The organism is Hydrogenophaga taeniospiralis CCUG 15921 (assembly GCF_001592305.1).
GTDB classification, from domain to species: Bacteria; Pseudomonadota; Gammaproteobacteria; order Burkholderiales; family Burkholderiaceae_C; genus Hydrogenophaga; species Hydrogenophaga taeniospiralis.
Map to the genome: position 1 here is coordinate 32,008 of NZ_BCWR01000004.1, position 19,753 is coordinate 51,760.

At 67.1% G+C, this 19,753-nt stretch carries 17 protein-coding genes; 1 reads left to right on the top strand and 16 read right to left on the bottom strand.

The genetic code is table 11. From position 1 onward, the window contains the following. Window positions 1–14: 14 nt before the first annotated feature. The 12 genes from murD to dksA all read right to left on the bottom strand — a co-directional run bounded on the left by murD (window position 15) and on the right by dksA (window position 14,564). Window positions 15–1,844 carry a UDP-N-acetylmuramoyl-L-alanine--D-glutamate ligase gene (gene murD / locus HTA01S_RS04140; protein WP_068167333.1) on the bottom strand — a complete coding sequence of 610 codons (1,830 nt, stop codon included), beginning with the start codon at window positions 1,842–1,844 and terminating at the stop codon, window positions 15–17. 4 nt (window positions 1,845–1,848) lie between these two features. Then, complete coding sequence (gene mraY, locus HTA01S_RS04145; RefSeq protein ID WP_068167334.1) at window positions 1,849–3,027, bottom strand: phospho-N-acetylmuramoyl-pentapeptide-transferase; 1,179 nt, start codon at window positions 3,025–3,027, stop codon at window positions 1,849–1,851. Beyond that, window positions 3,017–4,456: a UDP-N-acetylmuramoyl-tripeptide--D-alanyl-D-alanine ligase gene (locus HTA01S_RS04150; RefSeq protein WP_068167335.1), complete on the bottom strand. Its 1,440-nt coding sequence runs from the start codon at window positions 4,454–4,456 to the stop codon at window positions 3,017–3,019. Before HTA01S_RS04150 ends, mraY begins: the two co-directional genes overlap by 11 nt. Beyond that, window positions 4,453–6,000 (bottom strand): UDP-N-acetylmuramoyl-L-alanyl-D-glutamate--2,6-diaminopimelate ligase, encoded by a 1,548-nt coding sequence (locus HTA01S_RS04155; RefSeq protein ID WP_068167336.1) that lies wholly within the window; start codon window positions 5,998–6,000, stop codon window positions 4,453–4,455. The genes HTA01S_RS04150 and HTA01S_RS04155 overlap by 4 nt, the downstream gene beginning before the upstream one ends. A 145-nt stretch (window positions 6,001–6,145) precedes the next feature. Continuing rightward, window positions 6,146–7,891: a peptidoglycan D,D-transpeptidase FtsI family protein gene (locus tag HTA01S_RS04160; protein WP_068167337.1), complete on the bottom strand. Its 1,746-nt coding sequence runs from the start codon at window positions 7,889–7,891 to the stop codon at window positions 6,146–6,148. After that, window positions 7,888–8,196 (bottom strand): cell division protein FtsL, encoded by a 309-nt coding sequence (gene ftsL, locus HTA01S_RS04165; protein WP_068167338.1) that lies wholly within the window; start codon window positions 8,194–8,196, stop codon window positions 7,888–7,890. The genes HTA01S_RS04160 and ftsL overlap by 4 nt, the downstream gene beginning before the upstream one ends. Then, window positions 8,193–9,116, bottom strand: a complete 924-nt coding sequence (gene rsmH, locus HTA01S_RS04170) for a 16S rRNA (cytosine(1402)-N(4))-methyltransferase RsmH (protein WP_068167339.1) — start codon at window positions 9,114–9,116, stop codon at window positions 8,193–8,195. Before rsmH ends, ftsL begins: the two co-directional genes overlap by 4 nt. A gap of 8 nt (window positions 9,117–9,124) precedes the next feature. Next, window positions 9,125–9,550: a division/cell wall cluster transcriptional repressor MraZ gene (gene mraZ, locus HTA01S_RS04175; protein ID WP_068167340.1), complete on the bottom strand. Its 426-nt coding sequence runs from the start codon at window positions 9,548–9,550 to the stop codon at window positions 9,125–9,127. A gap of 336 nt (window positions 9,551–9,886) precedes the next feature. Beyond that, window positions 9,887–11,221 carry an ATP-dependent protease ATPase subunit HslU gene (gene hslU, locus HTA01S_RS04180; RefSeq protein ID WP_068167341.1) on the bottom strand — a complete coding sequence of 445 codons (1,335 nt, stop codon included), beginning with the start codon at window positions 11,219–11,221 and terminating at the stop codon, window positions 9,887–9,889. Window positions 11,222–11,312: 91 nt separating this feature from the next. Beyond that, on the bottom strand, window positions 11,313–11,861 hold the full coding sequence (gene hslV / locus HTA01S_RS04185; RefSeq protein ID WP_068167342.1) for an ATP-dependent protease subunit HslV: 549 nt from the start codon (window positions 11,859–11,861) through the stop codon (window positions 11,313–11,315). A 178-nt stretch (window positions 11,862–12,039) separates the two neighbouring features. After that, complete coding sequence (locus HTA01S_RS04190) at window positions 12,040–13,938, bottom strand: STAS domain-containing protein (RefSeq protein ID WP_068167343.1); 1,899 nt, start codon at window positions 13,936–13,938, stop codon at window positions 12,040–12,042. Between the two features lie 50 nt (window positions 13,939–13,988). After that, window positions 13,989–14,564 (bottom strand): RNA polymerase-binding protein DksA, encoded by a 576-nt coding sequence (gene dksA, locus HTA01S_RS04195; RefSeq protein ID WP_245638001.1) that lies wholly within the window; start codon window positions 14,562–14,564, stop codon window positions 13,989–13,991. Here dksA and HTA01S_RS25855 point away from each other — a divergent pair. Next, window positions 14,563–15,285: a hypothetical protein gene (locus HTA01S_RS25855; RefSeq protein WP_245638002.1), complete on the top strand. Its 723-nt coding sequence runs from the start codon at window positions 14,563–14,565 to the stop codon at window positions 15,283–15,285. The genes dksA and HTA01S_RS25855 overlap by 2 nt on opposite strands. A gap of 186 nt (window positions 15,286–15,471) precedes the next feature. On the opposite strand, the gene HTA01S_RS04205 is transcribed toward HTA01S_RS25855, so the two are convergent. The 4 genes from HTA01S_RS04205 to HTA01S_RS04220 form a co-directional block, all read right to left on the bottom strand. Beyond that, window positions 15,472–16,527 (bottom strand): CobW family GTP-binding protein, encoded by a 1,056-nt coding sequence (locus HTA01S_RS04205; RefSeq protein ID WP_068167346.1) that lies wholly within the window; start codon window positions 16,525–16,527, stop codon window positions 15,472–15,474. 70 nt (window positions 16,528–16,597) lie between these two features. Continuing rightward, complete coding sequence (locus HTA01S_RS04210; protein WP_068167347.1) at window positions 16,598–17,782, bottom strand: class I SAM-dependent rRNA methyltransferase; 1,185 nt, start codon at window positions 17,780–17,782, stop codon at window positions 16,598–16,600. Between the two features lie 260 nt (window positions 17,783–18,042). Next, window positions 18,043–18,480, bottom strand: coding sequence for a DsrE family protein (locus HTA01S_RS04215; RefSeq protein ID WP_068167348.1), 438 nt, complete (start codon window positions 18,478–18,480; stop codon window positions 18,043–18,045). Between the two features lie 127 nt (window positions 18,481–18,607). Continuing rightward, a complete protein-coding gene (locus tag HTA01S_RS04220; RefSeq protein ID WP_068167349.1) occupies window positions 18,608–19,654 on the bottom strand; it encodes a tyrosine recombinase XerC in 1,047 nt (348 codons plus the stop codon). Window positions 19,655–19,753 lie beyond the last annotated feature (99 nt).

Genomic DNA, 19,753 nt, shown 5'->3' on the forward strand with positions numbered 1-19,753 from the left:
CGATTGGGCCTTCTTCATGCACCCACCTCCAGGCTCATGCCACGTTCGCAGGCCAGTTGCGCCACCGCTTCGACAAACACCCGGGCACGGTGCACGTAGTTGTCGAACATGTCCAGGCTGGCGCAGGCGGGCGACATCAGCACCGCGTCGCCCGGGCGGGCCTGCGCGCAGGCCAGGCCCACCGCCTCGGGCAGGGTGGCCGCGCCCAGCTGCGGCACCTGGGCCTGCTCCAGCGCTGCGCCCACCGCTTCGCGGATGCGGGCCGCGTCGCGACCGATGTAGACCACGGCGCGCGCATGGCGTGCCAGCGGCTCGGCCAGCGGTGCAAAGTCCTGCCCCTTGCCGTCGCCACCCAGGATCACCACCAGGCGCCGCTCGGCACCGAGCCCGAGCACGGCGGCCAGCGTGGCGCCCACGTTGGTGCCCTTGCTGTCGTCGAAATACTCAACCTCGTCGATGATGGCCACCGGCTCCACCCGGTGCGGCTCGCCGCGGTACTCGCGCAACCCGTGCAGCATGGGCGCCAGCGCGGCTCCGGTGGAGGTGGCCAGGGCCAGCGCGGCCAGCGCGTTGGCCGCGTTGTGGCGGCCCCGGATGCGCAGCGCATCGACCGGCATCAGGCGCTGGTAATAGATCTCTTCCTCTTCCAGTGCAGCCCGTCCCCTCTTGCGGGTCTCATCGAGCGCGAGCGCACGCACCAGCCAGCTCATGCCGTTGACCGTCTCGATGCCCCAGTCGCCGGCTCGCGATGGCGCATCCAGCCCGAACGTGGCGTAGGGCCGGGCCGGCTGCTGTCGGTTGCGGCCACCGATCTTCACCGTCACGTCGCCCGGCTTCATACCCATGACCTGGGCATCGTCGCGATTGAGCAGCATCAGCGCACGGCTGCCGAACACGGCGGCCTTGGCCTGGTGGTAGGCGGTCATCGAGCCGTGCCAGTCCAGGTGGTCTTCGGTGATGTTGAGCACCGTGGCGGCCGTGGGCACGGCGTCCCAGGCACCACCGGCCACGCCGTCGAGCTGGAAGCTGGAGAGTTCGAGCACCCATACCGCCGGCAGATGCGGTGGCTGGGGCGGCTCGGGGGGCGGCGGCACCAGCAGGGTGGGTGCGCCGTCCTCGTCGGAAACGGGCAGCGGCTCGTCTTCGTCGGCGGGCAACAGTTCGGCCTGGGCGTCCGCGGGCTGTCCGCCGCTCTCGTCCGGCGCGGACGGCGGTTCCGCCACGACGGCAACCGGCGGTTGTTCCGCCGCCGCCTCGGCCCGTTGCGCCGCCTCGGCTTGGGCCAGCGCTTCGGCTTCAGCCTGCGCCTGGGCTTCGGCCTGCGCTTCGGCGTCCAGCGCTGCGGCCAGCACGTCCAGCAGGGCTGGGCCGATGTTGCCTGCCACGGCGACGCGCAGGCCGCAGCGCTGCATCAGCAGACCGGTGAGCGATGTCACGGTGGTCTTGCCGTTGGTGCCGGTGATCGCCAGCACCTTGGGCTGGTAGGGCAGTGGTTCGCGTGCCGACAGGTCGCGCAGCGCCTGGGCAAACAGATCGAGTTCGCCCACGAACGGCACCGCCTGCGCCTGAGCCCACTCACGCAGCGTGGCCAGTTGGTCGGGCGCCAGCCCCGGGCTGCGGGCGATCAGGTTCCAGGCACCGCGCGCGATCAGGGCCTCGTCAAACGGGCCGGCCACGAAGGTGGCCTGCGGACACTCGGCCCCCAGCGCCGCCCGGTGCGGCGGGTTGTCGCGCGTGTCGGCCACGGTCACCAGGGCGCCGTGGCGCACGCACCAACGCGCCATCGCCAGGCCGGAGATGCCCAGGCCCAGGATGAGAACGTGTTGGTCTTTCAGGTTCAACATGGGGTCAACGGAGTTTCAAGGTCGACAGGCCGATCAGGCACAGCAGCATGGTGATGATCCAGAAGCGCACCACGACCTGCGTTTCCTTCCAGCCCTTTTTTTCGAAATGGTGGTGCAGCGGCGCCATCTGGAACAGCCGGCGGCCCTGGCCGAAACGGCGTTTGGTGTACTTGAAATACGTCACCTGCAGCATCACCGACAGGGCTTCGACCACGAAGATGCCGCCCATGATGGCGAGCACGATTTCCTGGCGCACGATCACGGCGATGGTGCCGAGCGCGCCGCCCAATGCGAGGGCGCCCACGTCGCCCATGAAGACCTGGGCCGGGTGGGTGTTGAACCACAGGAAGGCCAGACCCGCGCCGGCCATGGCCGCGCAGAAAATCAGCAGTTCGCCCGCCCCGGGGATGTGCGGCAGCAGCAGGTAGCGCGAGAACACGGCGCTGCCGGTGGCGTAGGCGAACACGCCCAGCGCCGAACCCACCATCACCACCGGCATGATGGCCAGACCGTCCAGGCCGTCGGTGAGGTTGACGGCGTTGCTCGACCCCACGATCACCAGGTAGGTCATGACCACGAAGCCGAACACCCCCAGCGGGTAGCTGATTTCCTTGAAGAACGGCACCATCAGGCCGGCCTGGGGCGGCAGGTCCACGGTGAACCCGGAGGCCACCCAGTCGACGAACAGGCCCAGCACACGCAGGTTGCTGGTTTCGGACACGCTGAACACCAGGTAGAACGCCGCCACCAGCCCGATGACGGATTGCCAGAGGTATTTTTCGCGCGAGCGCATGCCTTCCGGGTCCTTGCGCACCACCTTGCGCCAGTCGTCTACCCAGCCGATGGCGCCAAAGCCCAGGGTGACCAGCAGCACGATCCAGACGAAGCGGTTGGACAGGTCGAACCACAGCAGGGTGGACAGCGCGATCGAGAACAGGATCAGCACCCCGCCCATGGTGGGCGTGCCCCCCTTGCTCAGGTGGGTCTGCATCGCGTACTCACGGATCGGCTGGCCGATCTTGAGCGCGGCCAGGCGGCGGATGAAGTACGGACCGGCCACCAGCCCGACGATGAGCGCCGTCATGGCGGCCATGACCGCACGGAAGGTGAGGTACTGGAATACCCGCAGGAACCCGAACTCGGGTCCCAGGCTTTGCAGCCACAGGGCCAGGCTAAGCAGCATGCGATGCGTCCTTGTGTTCTTGTGTTGGGTGTGCGCTGGCCAGCGCCTGCAGGGCCTGTACCACGCGTTCCATGCGCATGAAGCGCGAGCCTTTGACGAGCACGCTGCACAGCGCCGATGCGCCGGGCGCGGCCACGGCAGCGCTCACATGGCTGGCCAGGGCGGCCACGTCGTCCCAGTGCGTGGGCACGGGCTCGCCAGCGGCGCGCAACGCGGCGCAGGCCTTGCGCATCCAGTCACCGGCGCAGTGCACGGTCTCAATGCCGCGGGCCTGCGCATGGCGCAGCACCTCCAGATGAAACGCCACACCCTGTTCACCGACCTCGCCCATGTCACCGAGTACCAGCAGACGCGGGCCGGGCAGCTCGGCCAGCACGTTGATGGCCGCGACCACCGAGTCCGGGTTGGCGTTGTAGGTGTCGTCGATCAGGGTCACGCTGCGATCGGCCAGCGGCAGCGAGAGCGCGCGCGAGCGTCCGCCCACCGGCTCGAAGGCGTCGAGCCCGCGACCGATGTCGGCCAGCGCCACACCCGCGGCCAGGGCACACGCGGTGGCCGCGAGCGCGTTGCGCACGTTGTGCCGCCCGGCGATGCGCAGGCGGCAGGCCAGTTCCCCGGCGGGGGAGGCCAGGCACAAAGCCCAGGCGCCGTCGCGCCAGTCGGCCTGCAGGGCGTGCACGTCGGCCGCCGCATCGCTGTCGCTGAAGCTCATCACGCGCCGACCCGCGGCCAGTTCGCGCCAGACCCCGGTGTAGTCGTCGTCGCTGGGGAACACCGCCACGCCCTCGCCGCGCAGGGCCGTGATCACCTGGCCGTTTTCGCGCGCCACCGCTTCCACCGTGGCCATGAATTCCTGGTGTTCACGCTGGGCGTTGTTCACCAGCGCGACGGTGGGCTGGGTGAGCGCGGCGAGGTAGGCGATTTCGCCGGGGTGGTTCATGCCCAGTTCGATCACCGCGAGGCGATGCTCCTCGCGCAGGCGCAGCAGCGTGAGCGGCACGCCAATGTCGTTGTTCAGATTGCCCTGCGTGGCATGGGCGGCGTCACCAGCGGCCGCGCGCAGGATGGACGCCACCATCTGCGTCACCGTGGTCTTGCCGTTGCTGCCGGTCACGGCGATCAGCGGCAGCTGGAACTGCTCTCGCCACAGGCGCGCCAGCTCACCCAGGGCCAGCCGCGTGTCGGGCACTTCCACACCTGGCAGACCGGCCTGCGCCAACCCCGCGTGGGCGATGGCGGCCACAGCGCCTTGCGCGCGTGCCTGCGGCAGAAAGTCGTGCGCATCGAAGCGCTCGCCCTTGAGCGCCACGAACAGATCGCCCGGCTGCAGGCTGCGGGTATCGGAGTGCACGCGGCCGATGGGCGCGTCCACCGTGCCCACGGCCCGTGCGCCGGTGAGTCGGGTCAACAGCTCGGTGATGGTCTTCATGCCTGCGCTCCCTGCGCGGCGGCGCGCTGCTGCAGCGCGGCCTGTGCCTGCGCCAGATCGGAAAACGGTTTCTTCACGCCCTTCACTTCCTGGTAGTCCTCGTGTCCTTTGCCAGCGATCAGCACCACGTCGTCGGCGCCGGCACGCTGCACCGCCTGCGCGATCGCCAGCGCCCGATCGGCTTCGACCACGGCGCGGGCGGGCATCGACAGGCCGGCCCGCATCTGCGCCAGGATCGCCAGCGGGTCTTCGCTGCGCGGGTTGTCGCTGGTCAAGACGGCGTGCTGCGCCTCGCGCTCGGCCACGGCAGCCATGAGGGGGCGTTTGCTCGCGTCGCGGTCGCCGCCACAGCCCACCACCGCCCAGAGCGCGCCGCCGCGTTGCCGCGCCAGCGGCTGCAGGGCCTGCAAGGCCTTTTCCAGCGCATCGGGGGTGTGGGCGTAGTCCACCAGCACCAGCGGCTGACCCACCACCGCGGGCACCTGCTCCATGCGGCCGGGCACCGGGGTAAGGGCCTGGCAGGCGCGCACGGCGTCGGCCAGCGGCACACCGAGCGCGCGTGCCGTGGCCAGCACGCACAGCAGGTTGGACACGTTGTAGCGCCCCACCATGGGCAGGCTCAGGGCATGGCTTTGCACCTCGGCCCCCGATGCATCCCGCTCCACCACGGTCAGGCGCATGCCGTTGTGGGTGAAAGCGATGTCGCGCGCGCACAGGCGCGCCGACGGGGCGGCTGGCGTGCCGTCGTCCAGCGCCACGGTCCAGAGGTCGAGGCCGCGTGGGGCCAGGGTCTGCGCCAGTTCCGCGCCCCGGGGATCGTCCAGGTTGAGCACCGCGCTGGCCAGGCCGGGCCAGTCGAACAGCGCGGCCTTGGCCGCCCAGTAGTCGGCCATGCTGCCGTGGAAGTCCAGGTGGTCCTGGGTGAAATTGGTGAACACCGCCACGCGGATGCGGCAGGCGTTGAGCCGGCCTTCGATCAGACCGATGGACGAGGCCTCGATCGCACAGGCTGTCAGGCCGGCGTCCACCATGCCGCGCAGGCGCGCCTGCAGCAGCACGGGGTCGGGGGTGGTCAGGCCGGTCGGCACCAGCGCATGGCCCTGGTCGCCCGCCAGCGGGGGTTGTCCGATGCCCAGCGTGCCCACCACCGCGCAGGGCTTTCCGGCGGCCGAGAGCAACTGAGCGACCCACCAGGCGCTGGAGGTCTTGCCATTGGTGCCGGTGATGGCGACCAGGTCCAGCGCCGCACTGGGGTCGGCGTAGAACGCGCTGGCGATCGGACCGGCCTGCGCCTTGAGCCCCGGCACAGCGGCCACGCGGTCGTCGCCGACATCAAACGCCTCGGCACCGTCGCGCTCCACCAGCGCCGCAGCGGCACCAGCCTGCAGCGCGCCGGCCACATAGCGGCGCCCGTCCGTGGCAGCGCCCGGCCAGGCCACGAAACCGTCTCCCGGCTGCACGCGGCGGCTGTCGCAGTGCAGTTGCCCGCGCACACGCTCACGCAGCCAGTCGGCCACGGCTTGAGGGGTTTGGAGTGTGAGCATCAAGCACCACCCCCAACAACCAGACTCCGCACGATGGAAGAGGGCTCCATCCCAGAACACCGCGCAACCGGCTTAGCCGGGGCGCAGGTGTTGCCCCCCTGGGGGGGGATGCGGCTACACGCAGTGAGCAAGCAACGGGGGGGGTTCAAAACGGCTCCTCCACCACTTCGCTGAAGATCTGCGGCTTGACGCTCATGTCGGGCTGCACCCCCAGGATGCGCAAGGTCTGCTGCACCGTCTCGCTGAACACCGGGCCGGCCACCACCCCGCCGTAATAGGCGCCGTTGTTCGGCTGGTCGACCATCACCGCCACCACGATGCGCGGCTGCTCCACCGGCGCCAGCCCCACGAAGAAGCTGCGGTATTTCTTCTCGGCATAGCCCTTGCCTTCCTGCATGCGCGCGGTGCCCGACTTGCCGCCCACCGAATAGCCCATGGTCTGTGCACGCTGGCCCGTGCCGCCTGGGCCGGTGGCCATCTCCAGCATCTTGCGCACCGCCAGCGCGTTCTTTTCGCTGAACACCCGCACGCCATCCGTGGGCCCGTCGGTCTTGACCATGCTCACCGGGATCAGTTCGCCATCGCGCGCGAAGATGGTGTAGGCCTGCGCCAGCTGGAACAGCGACACCGACAGGCCGTAGCCGTAGCTCATGGTGGCCTGTTCGATCGGGCGCCAGGTCTTGTAGGGGCGCAGGCGCCCGCTGACCGCGCCCGGGAACGGCACCTGTGGCTTCTGGCCGAATCCGGCCTGGGCGAAGGTCTCCCACATTTCGCGCGGCGACATCTGCATGGCCATCTTGACCGCGCCCACGTTGCTCGACTTCTGGATGATCTCGTTGACCGTGAGCAGGCCGTTCGGATGCGCGTCGTTGATGGTGGAGCCACCGATGGTCATGTGCCCCGGCGCGGTCTGGATCTGCGTGGTCGGGGTGACCAGGCCCTTGTCCAGCGCCAGCGCCGCGATGAAGGGCTTCATGGTCGAGCCCGGCTCGAAACTGTCGGTCAACACCCGGTTGCGCAGCTGTTCGCCACTGAGGTTCAGACGCAGGTTGGGGTTGTAGCTCGGGTAGTTGGCCAGCGCCAGCACTTCGCCGGTCCGGGTGTCGAGCACCACCACGCTGCCCCCCCGCGCCTTGTGCATCTGCACCGCTTCGCGCAGCTTCTGGTAGGCGAAGTACTGCACCTTGCTGTCAATGGAAAGCTGCAGATCCGGGCCGTCCACCGGTGGCACGACGTCGCGCACGTCTTCGACCACACGGCCGAGCCGGTCCTTGATGACCCGGCGCGAGCCATTGCGCCCCGAGAGCTCCTTGTTGAAGGCCAGCTCGACCCCTTCCTGCCCCCGGTCTTCCACGTTGGTGAAGCCCACCACATGGGCCGCGGCCTCGCCTTCGGGATACTTGCGCTTGTACTCGGGCCGCAGGTAGATGCCCTTGATGCCGAGCGCGGCGATCTCGTTGGCCACCGGTTCGTCGACCTGGCGCTTGACCCAGACAAAGGTCTTGTCCTCGTTGGCCAGGCGCTTCTTGAGCGCAGACAAGGGCATGCCGAGCAGCTTGGCCAACTCGCGCAGCTTGGGCTCGCTCTTGTCCACATCCTCCGGAATCGCCCAGATGCTCTGCGCCACGACGCTGGAGGCGAGGATCAGGCCGTTGCGATCCAACACCCGGCCACGGTTGGCGGGCAGTTCCAGCGTGCGCGCGAAGCGCACTTCACCCTGGCGCTGGAAGAACTCGTTGCCAAACACCTGCACGTAAGCCGCGCGGGCGCCCAACCCGGCAAAGGCCAGCGCCAGCGCCGCCACGATGAACTTGCTGCGCCAGACCGGCGTCTTGCTCGCCAGCAGCGGGCTTGCGCTGTAGCTGACACTGCGACTGGCCCGCCGGCTCATGGTCGGCCTCCCTGATCGGGCGCCAGGCCGGGCGCCTGCGGCGCGTACAGCGTCACGTATTCGGTGATGGCGGGGTTGACCGGACGCATCTGCAGCCGCCGGGTGGCGATCAGCTGCACACGCGCCGAGGTGGCCTGGGCCTGCTTCTGCACCTGCAGCTGCTCGTGTTCCGCATCGATCTTGCGCGACTGTGCCTGCGCGCGGTCCAGCGCGGTGTACAGGCGCCGTGACTCGTACTGCGTGTGCACCAGATAGAAAGCGCTGGCCAGCACCGCCATCAGCAGAACCAGGTTGAGGCGGATCATGCGCCCGCCTCCGTGCGCTCGGCCACGCGCATCACCGCGCTGCGCGAGCGCGGGTTGCCCTGCACTTCGGCGTCCGATGGCATGACGCGGCGCACGTGGATCAGTTGCATGGGCGCGGGCTCGGCGAAAGGCACGCGGCGGTCCACCACGGCGCGCGAATGGCGCGCCATGAACTGCTTGACCATGCGGTCTTCCAATGAATGGAAGCTGATCACCACCAGTTGCCCTCCGGGACGCAAGACATGCAGACTGGCCTCTAGCGCCTGTTGCAGCTCTTCAAGCTCGGCGTTGATGAAAATCCGAAAAGCCTGAAATGTGCGCGTTGCAGGGTCCTTGCCCGGCTCGCGGGTTTTGACCGCGCCAGCCACGACTTCGGCCAGCTCGCGGGTGGTTCGAATAGGGCCCCGTTCCTGTCGGCGACGATCAATCGCCTTTGCAACCGGTTGAGCAAACCGTTCTTCGCCATATTCACGTATCACCTCCGCGAGGGTGGAGACTTCGGCCGTTTCCAGCCACTGCGCCACGCTCTGGCCGCGCGTGGTGTCCATGCGCATGTCCAGAGGCCCATCGTGGCGAAAAGAAAAACCCCTCTCGGGGTCGTCGATCTGGGGCGAACTCACGCCCAGGTCCATCAACACCCCGTCCGCGCTCGCCGCCCCCAGTTCGCCCAGGTGGCAGAAGCCCTGGTGCCGGATGGAAAAGCGGCCATCGCTGGCCGCCAGTTCCTGCGCGGCCACCACGGCCTGCGGATCCTTGTCGAAGGCCGTCAGACGCCCCCGCGTGGAGAGCTGCTGCAGGATCAGGCGCGAATGCCCACCGCGGCCGAAGGTCGCGTCGACATAGTGTCCGTCCGGGTTGATCGCCAGTGCCGCCACGGCTTCGGTCAACAGGACGGTTTGGTGGTTCCATGCGCCTTGCACCGCTGCCCTTAGAAAGAAAAGTCCTTGAAGACATCGGGCATGTCGGCCTTCATCGCTTCGGCCTCCTGGGCTGCGTACACCTGCGCATCCCAGAGCTCGAAATAGGCGCCCATGCCCAGCAGCACCGCGTCCTTGGTGATGCCGGCGGCCGCGCGCAGCTCCGGCGAGATCAACACACGGCCGGACCCGTCCATGTCCACATCCATGGCATTGCCCAGGAAAATGCGCTTCCACCACTGCGCCTGCATGGGCAGCGCCGCGATGCGCTCGCGGAACAGTTCCCACTCATTGCGAGGAAATACCATGAGGCAGCCGTGTGGGTGCTTGGTGATGGTGAGCTGGCTGGCGGCGGCGCTCAGGGCGTCACGGTGCCGGGTCGGCATGGAGAGCCGACCCTTGGCATCGAGACTGAGAGATGAGGCACCCTGAAACACCGCTGTCATTCCTTGAAAAACACTTTTCACCACTTAATTGCACATTTTCCCACTTTATCAGGAAAATCAGGAACTGCAACGCACGGCTACTTATTTTTTCAATAAAATCAAGCACTTAGAACATACTTTGAAACAATTTACCGCTTAAAAAAGCAGCAAAAGCAAGTACTTAGAACGGCCTCTGAATGTGATGCTTGAAAACGCTGTTACGTTTGAACCCCGCTCAGGGGCAGAGCGATCCCCCAGGCGATGGCAGGTGCTACCGGTGTCCCGTCCAACGAAAAAACCGCGCCCGCCCGAGGCAGCACGCGGTTTCCACAGCTCAGGCGGGGTTGTTCAGAGGATGTAGCGCGACAGATCCTCGTTGCGGCTGAGCTCGGCCAGACGGCCGTCCACGTAGGCCGCGTCCACCGTGATGGTCTGGCCCTGCAAACCGGTGGCGGAAAAGCTGACTTCGTCGAGCAGGTGCTCCATCACCGTGGCCAGTCGGCGCGCGCCGATGTTTTCCGTGCGTTCATTCACATCGCAGGCGATCTGCGCCAGATGCCGGATGCCTTCGGGCGTGAACGCCAGCGTCACGCCCTCCGTGGCCAGCAGCGCCTGGTACTGGCGCACCAGCGAGGCATGGGTCTGGGTCAGGATGGCCTCGAAATCGTCCACCGACAGCGACTGCAGTTCCACCCGGATGGGGAAACGCCCTTGCAACTCGGGAATCAGGTCGCTGGGCTTGGCCAGATGGAACGCACCACTGGCAATGAACAGGATGTGATCGGTCTTGATGACGCCGTACTTGGTGGACACGTTGGTCCCCTCGACCAGCGGTAGCAGGTCGCGCTGCACCCCCTGGCGCGACACCTCGGCACTGCCCGAGTCGCTGCGCGAGGTCACCTTGTCGATCTCGTCAATGAACACGATGCCGTTCTGCTCGGCGTTCTGCAGCGCGCGGATCTTGATCTCTTCTTCGTTGACCAGCTTGCCCGCCTCCTCTTCGATCAGCAGTTGCATGGCTTCGGCGATCTTGAGCTTGCGGGTGCGGCGCTTGTCCTGTCCGAGCTGGCTGAACATGCCTCGCAGCTGTTCGGCCATGTCTTCCATGCCGGCCGGCCCCATGATCTCCATGGTCGGGCGGGGCTCGGCCAGATCGATTTCGATTTCACGGTCATCGAGCTGGCCCTCGCGCAGCTTCTTGCGAAAAGCCTGGCGTGCGGTGCTTTCGGTGGTCAGGACGGTGGACGGCTCGGCGCCCGATGCGCGCGGGGGTGGAATCAGGATGTCCAGGATGCGCTCCTCGGCCGCGTCCTCGGCACGGGCGCGCTGCTTGCGCATCTCGATCTCGCGCGTCTGCTTGATCGCGATGTCGGCCAAGTCGCGGATGATGCTGTCGACGTCCTTGCCCACATAGCCCACCTCGGTGAACTTGGTGGCCTCGACCTTGATGAACGGCGCGTCGGCCAGCCGCGCCAGGCGGCGCGCGATCTCGGTCTTGCCCACGCCGGTGGGGCCGATCATGAGAATGTTCTTGGGCGTGATCTCGGGCCGCAGTTTTTCGTCCACCTGCTGACGGCGCCAGCGGTTGCGCAGAGCAATGGCCACGGCGCGCTTCGCGCCTTTCTGGCCGATGATGAAGCGGTCGAGTTCGGAGACGATCTCCTGGGGCGTCATGGAAGACATAGGGCCCCCACACTCGTCACTGCGTGTACTTCGTTGCCCCCCAAGGGGGTGCGAGCTTGCTTGGGGCGGCCCGGCGCTGCGCTCATGTGTTTCACTCCAGGGTTTCGATCGTGTGATTCATGTTGGTGTAGATGCAGATCTCGCCCGCGATCGCGAGCGACTGCCGCACCACCTCTTCCGCATTCAATGCCGTGTGCTGGATCAGGGCGCGGGCGGCGGCCTGGGCGTAGGCTCCTCCCGAGCCGATGGCCACCACACCGTGCTCGGGCTCCAGCACGTCGCCATTGCCGGTGATGATCAGCGCGGCGCTGCGGTCGGCCACGGCCAGCATGGCTTCGAGCCGGCGCAGCACCCGGTCGGTGCGCCAGTCGCGCGTGAGCTCGATCGCGGCGCGCACCAAGTGTCCCTGGTGTTTTTCCAGCTTGGCCTCAAAACGCTCGAACAAGGTGAAGGCATCGGCGGTGGCGCCGGCAAAACCGGCCAGCACCTGATCGTGGTGCAGCTTGCGCACCTTGCGCGCAGTGCCCTTCACAACGATGTTGCCCAGGGTCACCTGGCCGTCGCCGCCGATGGCGACCTGCACGCCTTGCGGCGTCTCCCGACGCACGCAAACAATGGTGGTTCCGTGAAAATTTTCCATAGGTGGCTAGCAAGTGGGGATGATCAGACCAAGCTCAAGCCCCGTGTCGAGGCAAGGAAATGTTTCCAAGGGCACCGCGGAACCGGCTTTGCCGGGCCCCCAGTGCCGCCCCCTTGAGGGCGCAGCGCGCAGCGCGGTGGGGGTCGGTCAGACCCTTGCGGCGCGGGGGAGCTCAACCTCAATCGTTCCGAACCACCACCTTGGCGTATTCGGTGATTCCGATGACGTGAAAGAAGGCGGATACCAGTCGATGGACATCGACAAACTGGATCAGGCGGCCTTGCGCATGATGGCCCGAGACCCAGTTGAGCAGGGTGCCCGCGGCCGAAAAATCGACGCGGATCAGGTTGCGGCATGAAATGATCATCACGTCCGCCCCCTGAAGACGTCGCTCCAGCGTCTCCAGCGTGGCCTGCGGGTCACCGCGGATTTCACCCGACAGCTCCACCAGGCCCAGCTGGTTGAGTTCGGAACTCTGGCTTTCCAGCACCGACTCGCCCGGGTAGGTCGAGGGCGCCTGCTCCAGCACCACCTCGCCCAACACCGACTGGCCGACCTCGTCCGAGGCATCCGTCGACAGTCCGAGGAAATGGCAGCGGGGCTTCTCCCAGCCCGGCGGGGACACCTCGTAGGTCACGCAGAAGTCCAGAGCGGCCAGCTCAAACTCATCGACCAGGTTCATGACCCGCAGCACGGCCATGCGCAACTCCCACCAGAGCTGCTCCACGTCGCGCCGACCGGAGGGCGTCAGGGACTTGAGCAGATCCCGCAGGTTCGACGAGCCATAAAAGCGCAGCTCCACGTCCTGGTCGCCCCAGAGCGTGAACACGCCCAGCAGCGCCCGCGCGGCCTTCACATCGATGCTCTCGATCGGCGACCAGTCCAGCACCCAGGGCTTGCTGGCGCGCAGCAACACGTTCTGCAACGTGCCCACCGCGTGCGCGTCGACGTCCGCCTCACAGACCCAGACCGCCCGGTTCGGTCCGGACGAAGGCGTGAAGGTCTTTCCGCTCATGCTGGACACGATCTCAGGCATGTCGTACCACTGCGGCGCCGACCGGTTGAAGCGGTTGACGAAATCGACCGCCCGGCTCTCGAAGGGCGCGAGCTGACCAGTGGCGCGGTACAGATCGAACAGGGCCAGCCAGTCGTCCACCTGCTGGGCCCGCGCGCCTCCATCGACCAGACCGTCGAGCAGCCCCTGTTCCGCGCCGGCATCGTCGCCGTTGGCAAACCGGATGGAAGCCTCTTCGACTTCGGGGTCCTGGGCGATCTCCTGCACATCCAGCGCAAAAAAGTGCGAGGCCGAAAACCCGGAGCTGGCACTCGGCTGCACACTGTTTCCGGAGGGCGCCATCAAACCGGTACGGGCCGGCGACGACGAGGGTTGGTGCAGGTCGCGCGACAACTCCTGCTCACGGGATGGCCCCCACAGCTTGCGCCCCTTCTCGGTTTTTTCCTTCGGACCCACAGCAGCGGCAGCCGGGGTGGCGGCCGGCACCGGGGAAGGCGCTGGAGGTGGAGCGGGTTTGGGCGCGGGCGCCGTACTCTCGGGCAAGGGAGAGGCTTCGGTTTCGGTGTACTGTGCGGTACGCCGCTTGGCTTCGACCCCGGCGACCGATTTGTCGTGGGCTTCGGCTTTGCGCTCCAGAGGCGTGCCCCCCGTGGAATGCGTACCCGAACCCAGACTGGAGCTCGCGGTGGCCTGGGAGTCGGGTCCCTTGGTCTTCCACCACTGCATCGACATCTGGGCTTCGATCTCATCGATCTTCTTGAGCGTCATCGCCCGGTCGTCGGGTTTCGACGGCAGGCTGCTCTGGAAGAACGAGGGCCTCACCCCCTGCCCCTCGCCCCCGGAGGCTTCGCGGCTGCGGATTTTGCGCAGCATGTCGAATTCGCGCTTGCGCACGAAGTCGTTGCGCCGCTTGCGCTCGATCATTTCCTTGAGCGCCGCCTTGCTGTACTCGCTTTCGCGATCGGCGGATCGTGTGTCCAGGTCCGACCAGCTGGTGGTCGGATGGCGCACGAATTTCACCACCTTGGACAGAAAACCGCCGTTGGATTCGTCCTTGGACATGTCGGGTCGTTGTCGGGGAAGGGGCTGCAGATGGGATGGACCGCGAAGACTCAGTCCCCGAACATCTTCTGCTTGAGCTCGCGGCGCTGCTGCGCTTCCAGCGAGAGACTGGCGGTAGGCCGTGCCATGAGGCGGCCGACGCCAATGGCTTCGCCGGTTTCTTCGCAATAGCCGTAGTCGCCCGAATCGATGCGGGCGATGGCCTGCTCGATTTTCTTGAGCAGCTTGCGCTCGCGGTCACGGGTGCGCAGTTCGAGGGCGTGCTCTTCTTCAATGGTGGCGCGGTCGGCAGGATCGGGTACCACCACGGTGTCTTCACGCAGGTGCTCGGTGGTTTCGCCCGCGTTGGCCAGCATGTCGGCCTTGAGCTGGGACAGCTTGCGGCGGAAGTAGCTGAGCTGCAGTTCACTCATGTATTCACTGTCCGGCATGGCCTGAATATCCTGGTCGGTCAGTTGCTCGACCGGCACGGTTTTCCAGTTGTTGGCCCGCTTGGGGTCTTTCTGGATGGAGGATGGCACGGGAGGGGTCATTACGGCACGTTCGTTCATGGTGGAAAAAGTCGCCTTGGCGGCATCGGGTGCGTGGGTAGGAATCACCGCCGCCTGCGTCATCTGTTCCATCATGACCTTCTTCGCGGCCCGCTTGCCCAAAGGCCTTGGCGTGGGCTCGACGACGGGCATGGGCGTCGCGGCCTTGGCCGGGGCGGCGGGCGAACGGGTGCTGGAGGTTTTGGTGGCAGACGCCGAGGCGGTGGCCGGTGCAGTTCTGGAGGGGACTTTGGACACAGGCGCCGGGGCGGGCTTGACAGCTGCTTTGACCGCCGGCTTGGCGACAGCGGACTTCGCAACCGGTTTGGCCGGTGCCGGGGCGGCGGGTTTTGCGACAGGTTTGACAGCAGTTTTTGCCATGGTTTTGCTGACCGGCTTGACCGGTCGTGTGGCGCTGACAGCGGCGGTTTTTGCCGCGGTCCTGCTGGGCTTGCTGGATGGGCCGGCTTTCACCGGCGCCACGGATTTGGGGGCGGAGGACGTCTTCCCGGTCTTGGCCGCGGGTTTGACCACGGTCTTGGCTGGGGGCTTCGGTGCCACCTTGGCGGCTGACTTGCTGGTTGCGGGCACCCTGGAGGCGGTGGCGGACGAGCTGGCCTTGACACCCGTTGCGGCGGGCTTGCCTTTTTTCGCTGTCCTGGTGGCCGGGGCTTTCACAACGGGTCTCCTCTCAGTACCTGACGATGCGTGGTCTAGGGGCGGGACATCGCCGCTGGCCGGGGCCAACGGTACGCCATCTTGCGCCGGCTGTGCCGACGGATTCGTTGTTATACCCTTATTACGGTCCCGCTTCTGAGCGCCTCGATCCGCTTTCAGCGCGGGCCGTCGGGCAATCGACTTGGGGCGCGATTGTAACGACGGTGGTTCCGCAGGAACCGTCGCCGGGTTGGATCGAAATCCCAATCGTTGGAGAAGCGAGACAAAGAGCACGATCAGATCCTGTTCATTCGATCGTCATGCCATCACGTGCCGGCGGATCGGGTCAGACCAGCGACTGGTCCAGCCCCTGGACCAGGATGTCGCGTGGCAGGTCCAGGCCGATGAACACCATCTTGCTTTCGCGGGCCTCACCCGCGGCCCAGGGTGGGCCGAGGTCGCTGCCCATGAGCTGGTGCACGCCCTGGAAGATGACCTTGCGGTCGGTGCCCTGCATGTCGAGCACCCCCTTGTAACGCAGCATGCGCGGGCCATAGACCTGCACGATGGCGCCCAGGAAGTCTTCCAGTTTGGCCGGGTCGAAGGGCCGGGTGGCGCGGTAGACGAAACTCTTCACATCGTCGTCGTGATGGTGGTGGTGACCCTGGCCTTCGTGACCGTGCTGGTGCGAGGGGTGGTTGCAGTGCTCGCCGTGCTCATGATCGTGGTGGTCGTGGTCATCCTCGACCTTGAGGAAGTCCGGGTCGATGTCGAGCTTGGCGTTGAGGTTGAAGCCGCGCAGATCGAACACTTCGCTCAGCGCCACTTCGCCGAAATGCACCGGGCGCATGGGCGCGCGCGGGTTCATGTGTTTCAGGCGGTGGATCAGCGCGTCGAGCTCGTCCTGGCTCACCAGGTCGGCCTTGCTGATGAAGATCTGGTCGGCAAAGCCCACCTGACGGCGCGCCTCCTGGCGGTCGTTGAGCTGGTCGGCCGCGTGTTTGGCATCCACCAGGGTCAGGATGGAATCGAGCAAATACTGCTCGGCGACCTCGTCATCCATGAAGAAGGTCTGCGCCACCGGGCCGGGGTCGGCCAGGCCGGTGGTCTCGATCACCACGCGCTCGAAATCGAGTTCGCCCTTGCGCTTTTTCTCGGCCAGATCGTGCAGCGTGGCGCGCAGGTCGTCGCGGATGGTGCAGCAGATGCAGCCGTTGCTCATCTGGATGATGTTTTCCTGCGTGTCGGCCACCAGGATTTCGTTGTCGATGTTCTCCTCGCCGAACTCGTTCTCGATCACCGCGATCTTCTGGCCGTGCGCCTCGGTCAGCACGCGCTTGAGCAGCGTGGTTTTGCCCGAACCGAGGAAGCCGGTGAGGATGGTGGCGGGGATCAGGGACATGGCGGGAAAGACTCCGGCAACGGGGTGGCGGGGAACGAAACAGCGGGGGAGTGTATGCGACCCACGCGTTCTACGCCTTTTTCATCACCACCAGGCCCTTGAGGTATTCGCCTTCGGGGAAGTTGATGGTCATCGGGTGGTCGCAGGCGCCGCCCAGGCGCTGCAGGATCGCGCCGTCCACGCCGGCGTCCAGCCCAGCCGACGCCACGATCTTGTGGAACAGCTCCACCCCGATGCCACCCGAACAGGAGAAGGTGAACAGCACGCCACCGGGCGTGAGCAGCTTGAAGGCCTGGCGGTTGAGATCCTTGTAGGCACGGGCGGCGCGCTCGGCGTGGGCCGCTGTGGGTGCGAACTTGGGCGGATCGAGCACGATGGCATCGAAGCTGCGCCCCTCGGCCACGAACTGGCGCAGCGCGGTGTTGACGTCGGCGTCCATGAAGGTCGCCCGTGCCGGGTCCAGCCCGTTGAGCAGCAGGTTCGCGCGCGCCTGCTCCAGCGCCGGGCCGGACGAATCGATGCTGGTCACGTGCCCTGCCCCGCCGGCCAGCGCGGCCACGCTGAAGCCGCCGGTGTAGCTGAAGCAGTTGAGCACGTGGGCAAAACACAGGCGCTTGGTGTATTCATGACAGACGCGCCGGCTGTCGCGCTGGTCCAGGTAATAGCCGGTCTTGTGACCGTGCGCGATGTCCAGCCCCAGGCGCCAGCCGTGTTCCTGCAGCTCCAGGGATGTCTCGCCGCTGCCGCGCAGCCAGCCGGTGGCATCGGGCAGGCCTTCGAGCTTGCGGCTGCTGGTGTCGGAGCGCTCGTACAGGCGCGGGCAACCGGTGAGTTCGATCAGGGCGTCGGCGATCGGGGCCTTCCAGCGCTCCACGCCGCAGGCGGTGAACTGGGCCACCAGCGTGTCGCCGTAGCGGTCCACGATCAGGCCCGGCAGACCATCGGACTCGCCGTGCACCAGGCGCACGCCGTTGCTTTCGATGCCCAGGCGCTCGCGCAGGGCGATGGCACGCGCCAGCGTGTCGCGGAAAAAAGCGGCGTCGATGCGCTGCGCCTCGTCAAAGCTCCAGGCCCGCACGCGGATGCGCGAGGCCGGGGAGAACGCACCCCAAGCCAGGAACTGGCCTTCGGCGCTTTCCACGCGCACGGTTTCGCCCGCGTCCCCGCCGCCTTTGGCGACGGCGCCGTCAAACACCCAGGGATGGCGGCGCAGCAGCGAACGCTCTTTACCGGCTCTCAGTCGAATAATTTTCATGAGGACTATTGTCCCCCCCGCGCCGCAGGAGGCCCCTCCCCCCGCGCCGCCTGCGGCGTCACCCCCCCGGAGGGGGGCGATGCGAGTGGCCCGGCGAAGCCGGTTCCACCGCATCCTCGATCGAAGTCACTTCGCGCGGGAGAGGCTGCGGTCGAACAAGGGGCAGTTGGTTCCAGGGCACCGCCGGGCCGGCTTTGCCGGACGGCCAGTGCCGCCCCCTTGAGGGGGTGACGCCGCAGGCGGCGCGGGGGTGCTCCTGTTCAAGGTCGCAGGTAAACAAACCCTTCGCGGGCCTGCAGCCGGGCCACCTCGGCCACGCCCGACGGAACGATCTTGGCTTCCATCGCCACCCGGGCCGGGTCGATCTTGCGCGAGACCAGGGTGTTGTTGCAGACGCGGAATTCCACGCCCTTGGCCGCCAGTTCACCGATGGCGCCTGCGAAGGGCTGTTCCATCTGGTTGGTGGCGCCGTCCAGCAGGAAGTCGATGCCCAGGCCATGGGTCACGACCACGATCTTGGTCTTGGGGTCGGCCGCCAGGTGGTTGCGGATGTTGTTGATGGCGCGCGAAGCCTGGGGAATGCCTTCGCTCATGTGATAGACGACCTTGATCGCGTCGTCGGCCGCCTGCGCCGACAACGAGGTGGCCACGAGCCCCGCGAGCAGCAGCGACTTGAGGGCAATGAGGAACTTGAACATGGGGGTCTCCTGATATTAAGAAGCAATTGCTTATGAAACGATTGTCGGGGCTGGGCCGGCAAATCCTACAGGGATAACCCGCCCCTGCTCTCACGCCCGGGCATCCGGACCCCGCGCCCCGGACCGGTCAGCGCCCGGGCTTGCGCGCCGGCACCACCCCCGCCGCCGGTGGGCGGGCCGGGCCATCGCCGCCCGCGTCCCTGGCACGGGCCTGCGCCCGCGGGTGGGCCGCGTCGTACACCTGTGCCAGATGCTGGAAATCGAGCCGGGTATAGACCTGCGTGGTGCTGATGCTGGCGTGGCCCAGCAACTCCTGCACCGCGCGCAGGTCGCCACTGGACTGCAGCACGTGGCTGGCGAACGAGTGGCGCAGCATGTGCGGGTGCACCGGTGTGGCCAGGCCGGCCAGCAGCGAGCGGCGTTTGAGCCGAACGCGGATGTGCTGCGGCGTGAGGCGCTGGCCACCGGCCCCGACGAACAGGGCTGCGGAGGCCTGTGGCTTGTGGCCCACCCAGGCGGTGCGCAGTTCCAGCCACCGGGCCAAGGCCGCCAGCGCCGCGCGGCCCACCGGCACACTGCGCCGCTTGGACCCTTTGCCAAGCACATGGGCCTCGCCGGCCGGCGCGTCGATCCAGCCGCGTGCGCTGGCGCTGGCCGCCACGTCCAGCCCCACCAGCTCGCCGATGCGCAGACCACAGCCGTAAAGCAGCTCGGTGATGCAGGCGTCGCGCGCCTCCAGCGCCGGGTCGTCGGCTTCTTCCACGTGCGAAGCGAGTTGCACCGATTCGTCCACGCCCAGCGCCTTGGGCAGCGGCTTGCCCGCCTTGGGCGCGCGCACGTCCTGCACCGGGTTGTGTTCCACCAGGCCTTGGCGGCCCAGCCACACGTAGAAACCGCGCCAGCCCGACAGGATCAGGGCGATGCCGCGTGCGCTGCGCCCGCCGCTGTGCATCTGCGCGACCCAGCGGCGGATGTGGGCGTTCTGCACCTGGCGCAACGCCACCCCGGCCGAACCCGCCTGCCCGACGAGCTTGTCCAGGTCGGCGGTGTAGAGCACCACGGTGCGCTCGGCCAGGCGCTTTTCGACCCGTACGTGCGCCAGATAGGCCTGCACCAGCGCGGCATCGTCGGCCTGCCCGAGGGCCACGTCCGTGGGCAACAGCGGGCCGTTCATGCGGTGCTCGGGTCTCAGAGGCTGAGAGTTTTTCGGGCGTGTCCGAGCAACGCGTCAAAACGTGCCCAATCAAGGCGCAAAGCACAGCCATAGCTCGGG

Coding starts and splice junctions, on each gene's coding strand:
- murD (WP_068167333.1), bottom strand. CDS start 1,844: ATGTTGAACCTGAAAGACCAACACGTTCTCATCCTGGGCCTGGGCATC.
- mraY (WP_068167334.1), bottom strand. CDS start 3,027: ATGCTGCTTAGCCTGGCCCTGTGGCTGCAAAGCCTGGGACCCGAGTTC.
- HTA01S_RS04150 (WP_068167335.1), bottom strand. CDS start 4,456: ATGAAGACCATCACCGAGCTGTTGACCCGACTCACCGGCGCACGGGCC.
- HTA01S_RS04155 (WP_068167336.1), bottom strand. CDS start 6,000: ATGCTCACACTCCAAACCCCTCAAGCCGTGGCCGACTGGCTGCGTGAG.
- HTA01S_RS04160 (WP_068167337.1), bottom strand. CDS start 7,891: ATGAGCCGGCGGGCCAGTCGCAGTGTCAGCTACAGCGCAAGCCCGCTG.
- ftsL (WP_068167338.1), bottom strand. CDS start 8,196: ATGATCCGCCTCAACCTGGTTCTGCTGATGGCGGTGCTGGCCAGCGCT.
- hslU (WP_068167341.1), bottom strand. CDS start 11,221: ATGTCTTCCATGACGCCCCAGGAGATCGTCTCCGAACTCGACCGCTTC.
- hslV (WP_068167342.1), bottom strand. CDS start 11,861: ATGGAAAATTTTCACGGAACCACCATTGTTTGCGTGCGTCGGGAGACG.
- HTA01S_RS04190 (WP_068167343.1), bottom strand. CDS start 13,938: ATGTCCAAGGACGAATCCAACGGCGGTTTTCTGTCCAAGGTGGTGAAA.
- HTA01S_RS25855 (WP_245638002.1), top strand. CDS start 14,563: ATGACCTTCTTCGCGGCCCGCTTGCCCAAAGGCCTTGGCGTGGGCTCG.
- dksA (WP_245638001.1), bottom strand. CDS start 14,564: ATGATGGAACAGATGACGCAGGCGGCGGTGATTCCTACCCACGCACCC.
- HTA01S_RS04205 (WP_068167346.1), bottom strand. CDS start 16,527: ATGTCCCTGATCCCCGCCACCATCCTCACCGGCTTCCTCGGTTCGGGC.
- HTA01S_RS04210 (WP_068167347.1), bottom strand. CDS start 17,782: ATGAAAATTATTCGACTGAGAGCCGGTAAAGAGCGTTCGCTGCTGCGC.
- HTA01S_RS04215 (WP_068167348.1), bottom strand. CDS start 18,480: ATGTTCAAGTTCCTCATTGCCCTCAAGTCGCTGCTGCTCGCGGGGCTC.
- HTA01S_RS04220 (WP_068167349.1), bottom strand. CDS start 19,654: ATGAACGGCCCGCTGTTGCCCACGGACGTGGCCCTCGGGCAGGCCGAC.